This window comes from Parageobacillus caldoxylosilyticus NBRC 107762 (assembly GCF_000632715.1).
Taxonomy (GTDB): Bacteria; Bacillota; Bacilli; order Bacillales; family Anoxybacillaceae; genus Saccharococcus; species Saccharococcus caldoxylosilyticus.
Genome location: NZ_BAWO01000069.1, coordinates 18,073 through 27,153, shown reverse-complemented (window position 1 = coordinate 27,153; position 9,081 = coordinate 18,073). Strand labels below are relative to the sequence as shown.

12 protein-coding genes and 1 tRNA gene are annotated in these 9,081 nt (G+C 42.6%); 10 read left to right on the top strand and 3 right to left on the bottom strand.

Annotated elements, in window-relative coordinates:
* Positions 1 to 155: 155 nt before the first annotated feature.
* From GCA01S_RS16770 to tsaD, 5 genes are all read left to right on the top strand, one after another.
* Positions 156 to 229: transfer RNA gene (locus tag GCA01S_RS16770), tRNA-Met, on the top strand.
* Positions 230 to 462: 233 nt separating this feature from the next.
* Entirely contained in the window at positions 463 to 921 is a 459-nt protein-coding gene (gene tsaE, locus GCA01S_RS16765) for a tRNA (adenosine(37)-N6)-threonylcarbamoyltransferase complex ATPase subunit type 1 TsaE (RefSeq protein ID WP_017434452.1), read from the top strand.
* Entirely contained in the window at positions 918 to 1,658 is a 741-nt protein-coding gene (tsaB, locus tag GCA01S_RS16760) for a tRNA (adenosine(37)-N6)-threonylcarbamoyltransferase complex dimerization subunit type 1 TsaB (protein WP_017434451.1), read from the top strand. Before tsaE ends, tsaB begins: the two co-directional genes overlap by 4 nt.
* Positions 1,618 to 2,070, top strand: coding sequence for a ribosomal protein S18-alanine N-acetyltransferase (gene rimI / locus GCA01S_RS16755; protein ID WP_017434450.1), 453 nt, complete (start codon positions 1,618 to 1,620; stop codon positions 2,068 to 2,070). The genes tsaB and rimI overlap by 41 nt, the downstream gene beginning before the upstream one ends.
* The gene (gene tsaD / locus GCA01S_RS16750; RefSeq protein ID WP_017434449.1) at positions 2,067 to 3,080 is read left to right on the top strand and encodes a tRNA (adenosine(37)-N6)-threonylcarbamoyltransferase complex transferase subunit TsaD; all 1,014 of its coding nucleotides are present in this window, start codon (positions 2,067 to 2,069) and stop codon (positions 3,078 to 3,080) included. The genes rimI and tsaD overlap by 4 nt, the downstream gene beginning before the upstream one ends.
* A 311-nt stretch (positions 3,081 to 3,391) precedes the next feature.
* Here tsaD and GCA01S_RS16745 read toward each other — a convergent pair whose 3' ends face one another.
* Positions 3,392 to 5,338 (bottom strand): ABC-F family ATP-binding cassette domain-containing protein, encoded by a 1,947-nt coding sequence (locus tag GCA01S_RS16745; protein ID WP_042411685.1) that lies wholly within the window; start codon positions 5,336 to 5,338, stop codon positions 3,392 to 3,394.
* Positions 5,339 to 5,457: 119 nt separating this feature from the next.
* On the opposite strand from GCA01S_RS16745, the gene moaC reads away from it, so the two are divergent.
* From moaC to tatC, 4 genes are read left to right on the top strand one after another with little or no spacing between them, the layout of a single operon-like run.
* Positions 5,458 to 5,979, top strand: coding sequence for a cyclic pyranopterin monophosphate synthase MoaC (gene moaC, locus GCA01S_RS16740; RefSeq protein ID WP_026078395.1), 522 nt, complete (start codon positions 5,458 to 5,460; stop codon positions 5,977 to 5,979).
* A complete protein-coding gene (locus tag GCA01S_RS16735) occupies positions 5,969 to 6,607 on the top strand; it encodes a redox-sensing transcriptional repressor Rex (protein ID WP_017434445.1) in 639 nt (212 codons plus the stop codon). The genes moaC and GCA01S_RS16735 overlap by 11 nt, the downstream gene beginning before the upstream one ends.
* A 16-nt stretch (positions 6,608 to 6,623) precedes the next feature.
* Positions 6,624 to 6,776: a twin-arginine translocase TatA/TatE family subunit gene (locus tag GCA01S_RS16730; RefSeq protein WP_017434444.1), complete on the top strand. Its 153-nt coding sequence runs from the start codon at positions 6,624 to 6,626 to the stop codon at positions 6,774 to 6,776.
* Positions 6,777 to 6,796: 20 nt separating this feature from the next.
* Positions 6,797 to 7,543 (top strand): twin-arginine translocase subunit TatC, encoded by a 747-nt coding sequence (gene tatC, locus GCA01S_RS16725; RefSeq protein ID WP_017434443.1) that lies wholly within the window; start codon positions 6,797 to 6,799, stop codon positions 7,541 to 7,543.
* Positions 7,544 to 7,545: 2 nt separating this feature from the next.
* Here the strand turns inward: tatC and GCA01S_RS16720 are convergent, their stop codons facing one another.
* Together GCA01S_RS16720 and GCA01S_RS16715 are read right to left on the bottom strand one after the other, a co-directional pair.
* A complete protein-coding gene (locus GCA01S_RS16720) occupies positions 7,546 to 7,698 on the bottom strand; it encodes a YdiK family protein (protein ID WP_321200821.1) in 153 nt (50 codons plus the stop codon).
* Between the two features lie 45 nt (positions 7,699 to 7,743).
* Positions 7,744 to 8,478 (bottom strand): CPBP family intramembrane glutamic endopeptidase, encoded by a 735-nt coding sequence (locus tag GCA01S_RS16715; RefSeq protein ID WP_017434441.1) that lies wholly within the window; start codon positions 8,476 to 8,478, stop codon positions 7,744 to 7,746.
* Between the two features lie 277 nt (positions 8,479 to 8,755).
* Between GCA01S_RS16715 and groES the strand changes: the two genes are divergently transcribed.
* Entirely contained in the window at positions 8,756 to 9,040 is a 285-nt protein-coding gene (groES, locus tag GCA01S_RS16710) for a co-chaperone GroES (RefSeq protein WP_017434440.1), read from the top strand.
* Positions 9,041 to 9,081: the final 41 nt, after the last annotated feature.

Sequence of the window (9,081 nt, the reverse complement as noted above, 5' to 3'; positions counted from 1 at the left end):
GTTTCTATTATACCAGGGAGTGAAACACGCCTAAATTCCCTTTACTTTTTTTCAATGAGTTGCCTCGACGCATTTGACATCTTTGAATTAGCTAGTTGAGGAAGAGGCAACGAATTTCATGAAATCTTTCTAAATTAAATTATTCTTTTTATCGTCGCGGGGTGGAGCAGTCCGGTAGCTCGTCGGGCTCATAACCCGAAGGTCGCAGGTTCAAATCCTGCCCCCGCAATCCGTTTGCCTTAGGAAATATAAGATTTCCTAAGGTTTTTTTATTTTTATGTGCATACAATGTCTGCTTCCCCTTTTCCCTAACCGCAAACTGGTGTGGAAACATCCTTCTTTTGATAATAAGGCAGCCGCTATCTTTCCTTTATATCATGAACAGTGGTAACACATGGCGGAAATATGGTAAAATTTCAACAGCGAAGATTATCATGATAAAATGTGTTAAGGTGACAATCAATGAAACGTTATGAGCTGATAATGCATTCCCCGGAAGAAACGATGAGCCTTGCTCGCAAATTGGGAGAAAAATTAGAAGCAGGATCTGTTGTTACGCTAGAAGGAGATTTAGGGGCAGGAAAGACGACTTTTACAAAAGGATTGGCAAAAGGACTGGGAATTGAAAAAACGATTAATAGTCCTACCTTTACGATCGTAAAAGAATATCAAGGGCGCCTTCCTCTTTATCATATGGATGTGTACCGTCTAGAGGATGAGATGGAGGACCTTGGCTTTGATGAATACTTTGAAGGAGATGGAGTCACTGTTATTGAATGGGCACACCTTATCAAGACGCAATTACCAAAAGAAAGATTAAACATTTATTTGTTTCATCATGGAGATCATCAGCGTAAATTAGTAATGGAACCAATGGGAGAATGGTATGAACAGTTATGTAAGGAGATTTTGGAAGCATGAAAATATTGGCGATTGATACATCCAATGTCGTAATGGGAATTGCGTTAGTGGAGGATGACGTCGTAAAAGGAGAAATAACAACCAACATCAAGAAAGACCATTCTACGCGTGTTATGCCTGCGGTCCAATCATTGATGAAACATTGTGGCGTTACTCCACAGGAGCTTGATTTAATCGCTGTCGCAAGAGGACCAGGTTCATATACAGGGGTACGCATCGGTGTGACGATTGCGAAAACGCTAGCATGGTCCTTAAACATTCCAATCGTCGGGGTATCTAGTTTAGAGGTGCTGGCGGCTAATGGCCGGTATTTTTCGGGTGCCATTTCTCCGTTCTTTGATGCTCGAAGAGGGCAAATTTACACCGGATTATACCGTTACAATGGGACAGAACTCGAATGTATAAAACATGATCGAATTGTGCTGGCGGAAGAATGGGCTAGCGAGCTAAAAGCAAGAAAAGAAGCGGTGCTGTTTATCGGGACAGATGTTGCTCTATATAAAAATATTTTTCAGCGGCACTTGGGCGAATACTCCCATTTTGCTCCCGCTGCATTACAATTGCCGCGGCCAAGCGAACTAGCGTTCCTTGGAAAGAAAAAAGAGCGGGAAGATGCACATGCATTCGTACCGAATTACATTCGTTTGGCCGAAGCAGAAGCCAAATGGCTTGCCAAACAAGAAGGGGAAAATAAACATGGGGATGGATATTCAATTTCGATCCATGACGTTAAATGATATTGATGCTGTGTTGCAAGTAGAGCGTGCCTCGTTTACTACTCCTTGGAGCAGGGAAGCGTTTTATAATGAACTTGTTCACAATCGCTATGCCAAATATATTGTCATGGTGCATCGCGGCCGCGTTATCGGTTATGGCGGGATGTGGGTAGTGATCGATGAGGCGCATATTACGAATGTAGCGGTATTGCCGGAATTTCGCGGCAAAAAATTAGGAGAAGCGCTCATGCGCAAATTGATGGAAACGGCCAAACAGCTAGGGGCTGTAACGATGACGTTGGAAGTTCGTGTTTCTAATCATGTCGCCCAATCGTTATATCGAAAATTAGGATTTCGCAATGGTGGCATTCGTAGACAGTATTATCCAGATAATTTAGAAGATGCGCTAGTAATGTGGGTGAATTTATCATGAATCATGACATATATGTGCTTGGAATTGAAACGAGCTGCGATGAAACAGCAGCGGCAGTAGTGAAAAACGGCAAAGAAATTTTATCCAATATCGTCGCCTCGCAAATGGAAAGTCATAAACGATTCGGCGGCGTCGTGCCGGAAATCGCATCGCGCCATCATGTCGAGCAGATTACGTTTGTGATTGAAGAAGCGATGAATAAGGCGGGCGTTTCTTTTTCACAGTTAAGCGCGATTGCGGTAACACAAGGCCCAGGATTAGTCGGTGCGCTGTTAATCGGGGTCAACGCGGCAAAAGCGTTATCGTTTGCCTATAATATTCCTCTAGTCGGCGTTCATCATATCGCAGGACATATTTACGCCAACCGTCTTGTTGCTGAGATGAAATTTCCGTTGTTGTCTCTTGTTGTTTCTGGTGGACATACGGAACTCGTCTATATGGAGAAACATGGAAAGTTTCAAGTGATTGGCGAAACGCGGGATGACGCGGCAGGAGAAGCATATGATAAAGTGGCGAGAGCGTTAAACCTTCCTTATCCAGGCGGGCCGCATATTGACCGTCTTGCCCAGGAAGGAAAGGCAACAATCGATTTGCCACGGGCCTGGCTCGAAGAAGGATCGTATGATTTCAGCTTCAGCGGTTTGAAATCGGCCGTATTAAATACGCTGCATAACGCCAAACAGCGCGGTGAAGAAATAGATCCAAAAGATATGGCAGCCAGCTTTCAGGCCAGCGTCATCGATGTGCTGGTGACCAAAACGATCCAGGCGGCAAAAGAATATCATGTTCGTCAAGTGTTGCTTGCAGGCGGGGTCGCCGCTAATCGAGGATTAAGGACAGAATTACAAAAGCAAATGGCGAAATTAGACAACGTTGAGCTGGTGATACCGCCGTTATCATTATGCACTGATAATGCGGCAATGATCGCGGCGGCCGGAACCGTATTGTATATGCAAGGAAAACGGGCGGATATGGCATTAAATGCAAACCCAGGCCTGGAGTTAGAATAAGGGGAATGATACGGGCTTTTTTTCAGGATTTATTCTTGGAAGAAGTCCGTTTTTTTATTAAAAAAATAAAGGTTGTGCATATATTTATCCACAAGTTGTGGATATTGTGGAAAAATAAAAAAATCTCTATGATATCAGGGAAGAAATAATCACAGTTTTTTTTGCATAACCCCTCTATTTTTTGTGGATAATGTGGAAAAACCGGTGAATAACTTGAATAACGGGAATAAAATTGGGGATAAGTTTGTGGGTATGTGATTAACTAAAAAAACATCCACCTGTTCATAACGGGTGGATGTTTGTGTATTTTGTTATTTTAGTGTATGAAGTTCTTCCCATTCCACTAATAATAGATCCAGTTTTTGTTTCATTTCCTCGTTCTCTTTTGTCAGCTGTTGCACTTTTTCATGATCTTGGTAAATGTCAGGATCGCATAATTGTTCTTCCACGTGCGCAATTTGTTGTTCTAATTCGCTAATTTCCGCTTCGATTTCTTCAATGCGGCGCTTGCGCTGCCGCTCTAGTTTTTTTGCTTCTTTTTCTTGTTCATAATTCAATTTTTTCGTTGATTCTCCATCAGGAAGGTTCGCATTGGTTTGCCGCTGCTCCGCAGCAGCGAGACGTTCGAGTTCCAGCATTTCTTCTTTTTTGGCGATATAGTAGTCATAGTCACCTAAATATTCGGTAATTCCATCACTAGAAAGTTCGTATATTTTCGTGGCGATGCGATTGATAAAGTAGCGGTCATGAGAGACGAATAAAATCGTTCCAGGGTATTCAATTAAGGCGTTCTCGAGCACCTCTTTGCTGTCTAAATCAAGATGGTTGGTCGGTTCGTCTAAAACAAGGAAGTTCGCTTTTTGCATCATCAATTTGGCAAGCGCCAGTCTTGCTTTTTCCCCGCCGCTTAGCTCCGATACATGCTTTAGCACATCATCCCCAGAGAATAAGAAGTTTCCGAGCACGGTGCGGATTTCTTTTTCCGTTTTGTCAGGGAATTCATCCCAAAGTTCATCGAGCACGCGCTTATTTGAGGACAAGTCGGCCTGGTTTTGGTCATAGTAGCCGATTTGTACGTTCGAGCCGTAGCGGAAATGCCCTGCTTGTAGCGGGAGTTTATTGACAATCGCTTTTAGCAACGTGGATTTGCCGATTCCGTTCGGTCCAATCAAAGCGACGCTTTCCCCGCGCGTGATGCGAAAGCGGACATTGCGAAAAATTGGCTGATCCGCATCGTATCCCACTGCGACATCTTCAGCGATTAACACGTCATTGCCGCTTTGCCGCTCGATTTCGAAGGAAAACGAGGCAGCTTTTTCGTCCCCGATCGGCTTCTCCATTCTTTCCATTTTTTCGAGCCGTTTTCTTCTGCTTTGCGCGCGCTTGGTTGTCGAAGCGCGGGCAATATTGCGCTGAATAAAATCTTGCAGCTTTGCAATTTCTTCTTGCTGTTTTTCATATAGTTTTCGTTCCCGTTCGTATTCCTCCGCCCGTTGCTCTAGGTAACGGCTGTAATTGCCGCTATACCGCTTTAATGTTGCACGTGACAGTTCGTATACTTGGGTGACTACTTTATCGAGAAAATAGCGGTCATGCGATACAATTAAAATAGCGCCAGGATACGTTTGTAAATATTGCTCCAACCATGTTAATGTTTCGAGGTCTAAATGGTTGGTCGGCTCGTCCAAAATAAGCAAATCGGGCTTCATTAACAGCAATTTTCCGAGCGCCAGCCGCGTTCGTTGTCCGCCGCTTAGCGATTGGACAGGAGTCGTCATATAATCGTACTTAGAAAACTGCAAACCGTGTAAAATGGAGCGAATATCAGCTTCGTATTGGTAACCACCTTGTTCTTTATAGCGCTCTTGCAACGCGCCATAGTCTTTTAATAGTTTTTCATAACGGGAAACGTCTGCAAGCAAATCGGGATCGCCCATTTGCATTTCCATCGCTCGCAATTGCTTCTCCATCGCCTTTAACGGGGCGAATACCGTCATCATTTCTTCCCAAATCGACAACGAAGAGTGAAGCCCGCTGTCCTGGGCAAGATAGCCGATTGTTACTTCTTTTGGTTTAATAATCTCCCCGCTATCGTAAGACATTTCACCGGCAATGATCTTTAATAGGGTCGATTTCCCGGCTCCGTTTCTCCCAACGAGAGCGATACGGTCTTTTGATTGTATTTCTAATTTTATATTCGATAAAATAAGGTCAGCGCCAAAATATTTTGTCAGTTGGTTAACTTGTAAAATGATCATTGTTTTTCACCTCGCGTTTGACAATAATAGTGTAGCGTAAGTGACTTTCTTATCGCAATAAAACGATAAAAGACAGATGACGAAAAATAGTGTATAGTTTATAAGTGGAGGAGATTATGTTGTCATCATTTACCCATTTCAACGAACAAGGCCGGGCAAAAATGGTCGATATTACGGACAAAGAGGATACGGTTCGCATAGCGGTCGCGCAAACAAGTGTGACAGTAAATAAGGAAATTTATGAAAAAATGACAAACCACGCGATCGAAAAAGGGGATGTGCTTGCCGTTGCGCAAGTGGCAGGTATTATGGCAGCGAAAAAAACAGCCGATCTCATTCCAATGTGCCATCCGCTTATGCTAAAAGGTGTCGACATTCAGTTTGCCTGGCATGTCGAAGAAGAAAAAGCGTTGTATCAATTGTTGATTACCGTAACGGTGAAAACGAAGGGAAGCACGGGGGTGGAGATGGAAGCGCTAACGGCTGCCTCTGTATGTGCGCTGACAGTATATGATATGTGTAAGGCGTTAGATAAAGGAATGGTTATTGGCCCAACCTATTTGGTAGAGAAAACAGGTGGAAAGTCAGGACATTATCAACGCGAAAAAAGAAGTGCTGGGGGATTCATCAATGAGCAATGAACAGCCAAAAATTCCGCAAGCAACGGCCAAACGTTTGCCGTTATATTATCGTTTTTTAAAAAATTTACACGCTTCTGGAAAACAACGCGTTTCTTCTGCCGAACTGAGCGAGGCGGTCAAAGTCGATCCTGCGACGATCCGCCGCGATTTTTCCTATTTTGGAGCGCTTGGCAAAAAGGGATACGGATATAATGTCAACTATTTGCTGTCATTTTTCCGGAAAACGCTCGATCAAGATGAGGTAACGGAAGTTGCACTATTTGGAGTCGGGAACTTAGGCACCGCATTTTTAAATTATAATTTTTCGAAAAACAATAATACGAAAATTGTGATGGCATTTGACGTAGATGAAAGGAAAGTCGGTACAGAAGTCGGCGGGGTGCCTGTCTATCATTTGGATGAATTGGAAGACCGTCTTCACGAGGGGATTCCAGTAGCGATTTTAACGGTGCCGGCCCATGTCGCTCAGTGGATTACCGACCGTCTTGTCCAAAGAGGAATTAAAGGAATTTTAAATTTTACACCAGCGCGCTTAAACGTACCCAAGCATATTCGCGTCCATCATATTGACTTAGCGGTCGAATTGCAGTCGCTCGTTTATTTTTTGAAAAACTACCCGCTTGAATAAAAGGAGAGAATGAAACGTGAAATATTTATTAATCGTGCTTGTCATTTTATTATTGTTTGGAACAAAAAAACTTCCGGAATTGGGCAAGTCGCTCGGTCAATCGCTCCGCGAATTTAAGGATGCGACGAAAGGATTAGCCGATGAGGATGAAAAAAAAGCCGACCAATGATGAGTTAGGATGGTTGACATATGAACGATAAAGAAATGTCGGTGTATGAGCACCTAGGAGAGTTGCGAAAACGGCTTATCATTGTTCTTGTTTTTTTTGGCATTGCTTTGATAGGAAGCTTCTTTTTTGTAGAACCGGTCATTTTATATTTGCAGCGGACGGATGAAGCAAAAGAATTGACGATGAATGCGTTTCGTTTGACAGATCCGATCAAAATTTATTTTCAGTTTGCTTTTGTCATTGCCTTTGTTCTTACTGCTCCGGTTTTGCTTTATCAACTTTGGGCGTTTGTCAGTCCGGGATTGTATGAAAAAGAGCGAAAGGTCACTTTAAGTTATATCCCCATTTCGATTGTTCTCTTTTTCGCTGGCGTTAGTTTTGCGTATTTTGTTTTATTTCCGTTTGTCGTTCGCTTTATGCAAAATTTGGCGGAACGCCTGGGCATTCATCAAGTCATCGGTATTAATGAATATTTTGAATTTTTGCTTCAGCTCATCTTGCCGTTTGGCATTGTCTTTCAGCTGCCGGTAGTAGTGATGTTTTTCACAAGACTTGGTTTGATTACACCGATGTTATTGATCAAAATACGAAAATACGCTTATTTGGCCTTGCTGATTGTAGCTGCGGTCATTACGCCGCCGGATGTATTATCGCAAGTCATCGTGATGATTCCGCTTTCGATTTTATATGAGGCAAGCATTTGGATTTCCAAGATGGCTTACCGCAAAGTGCTATTGGCGCAACAGGAACAAGAAAACCTCCCGTGAAATCAAACGGGAGGTTTATTGCGAAAGTGGAGTGCGAATAGACGTATTGCTGCTCCAAAATCAAGCGTAGCCAGGATGGCAAGGAAGATCGTGAAAAAGTTCCAAATCGTATCTTTTGCACTTTGAATGGACAAGTAAGTAAATAGCACTCCCATCAGAAAATAGAAAAAACCAAATTGTAATGGCGTCCCTTTCATTGTTTAAAAGCCCCCAATAATGAGTTGTATCTGCTCTGTCTGCCGCATTATTTTTTCAATTTCATCGGCAAACAATGTTTGTATGACGACCACGAACGTATTCATGGTAACATGGGCGAAAATCGGAACGAAAATGCGTCCCGTTTTCGCATAAAGAAAGGCAAACGTAAATCCCATTGCTGCGTACAAGAGCAGGTGTTCGAGTTCCATATGGACGATGGCGAATAAAAGCGAACTAACTAGCGCGGAAATGAAGAAGTTGTATTTTTGATATAGCGTTCCAAAAATAATTTTACGAAAAATTATTTCTTCTAAAATCGGACCGATAATGGAAGTCACGACCATTAATAAAGGGGTGACTTGAATGATTTCAACAATTCGTTTTGTGTTTTCCGAGCCTGGTTCGATACCAAGCAAACGCCATTCAACATTAGCGGCAAGGCTTTGGGCAAAGAGCGACAAAAAGACGCCGCTGACCGCCCACATCCAAGCGACGGGCAAAGAAACGCGATGACGAGTATGCCGTTGTTTTATATCCTCACGCAAGAAAAAGATAATAATAAAAAACGCAATAGCAAAGCTAATGACCGCCCAATAGCCAGAGGCGAGCTTTGCGGCAACGAGTTTATTTTCGACATGTTTTCCCACGCCGAGAAAGCGCAAAAGCGGAACTCCTACAATACCAGACAGTTGCATGATGATATACGTAATAATGACATACCAATATTGTCGTTTCAAGGAAACTAACCCCTTTGCCAACAAAATAGTGATACTTCCCGTATTTTAGCACATCTTTTGCAAAAATATAAAAAAATTGATTGCCGCCGTTTATCGATCATGGAAATGTGAAATACTTGAAAAGGGTATAGAAGGAGTAAAGAAAAGCAGTTATTTTTTTTGTATTTCCTACTTGCAAAAAAAGGAGAAGTTCATTAATATTATAAGTGTGTTAGCACTCGATTAAGATGAGTGCTAATAAGAACGGCGAAAATTATTGTTAAGGAGGTTGTTTTCCGTGTTAAAGCCATTAGGTGATCGCGTTGTCATTGAAGTGATTGAAACGGAAGAAAAAACTGCAAGCGGTATCGTATTGCCAGACACTGCGAAAGAAAAACCGCAAGAAGGCAAAGTAGTTGCTGTTGGCAAAGGACGTGTGCTTGACAGCGGTGAGCGTGTAGCTCCGGAAGTAGAAGTTGGCGATCGCGTTATTTTCTCGAAATATGCTGGAACAGAAGTAAAATATGACGGCAAGGAATATTTAATCTTGCGTGAAAGCGACATTTTGGCTGTTATTGGCTAATATACAGCGTTTATAACATAGATATATACAAAATACTTAAC

What these genes read in the sequence shown, in the direction of transcription:
- tsaE (WP_017434452.1), top strand. Translation starts at nt 463, where the DNA reads ATGAAACGTTATGAGCTGATAATGCATTCCCCGGAAGAAACGATGAGC.
- tsaB (WP_017434451.1), top strand. Translation starts at nt 918, where the DNA reads ATGAAAATATTGGCGATTGATACATCCAATGTCGTAATGGGAATTGCG.
- rimI (WP_017434450.1), top strand. Translation starts at nt 1,618, where the DNA reads ATGGGGATGGATATTCAATTTCGATCCATGACGTTAAATGATATTGAT.
- tsaD (WP_017434449.1), top strand. Translation starts at nt 2,067, where the DNA reads ATGAATCATGACATATATGTGCTTGGAATTGAAACGAGCTGCGATGAA.
- GCA01S_RS16745 (WP_042411685.1), bottom strand. Translation starts at nt 5,338, where the DNA reads ATGATCATTTTACAAGTTAACCAACTGACAAAATATTTTGGCGCTGAC.
- GCA01S_RS16735 (WP_017434445.1), top strand. Translation starts at nt 5,969, where the DNA reads ATGAGCAATGAACAGCCAAAAATTCCGCAAGCAACGGCCAAACGTTTG.
- tatC (WP_017434443.1), top strand. Translation starts at nt 6,797, where the DNA reads ATGAACGATAAAGAAATGTCGGTGTATGAGCACCTAGGAGAGTTGCGA.
- GCA01S_RS16720 (WP_321200821.1), bottom strand. Translation starts at nt 7,698, where the DNA reads ATGGGAGTGCTATTTACTTACTTGTCCATTCAAAGTGCAAAAGATACG.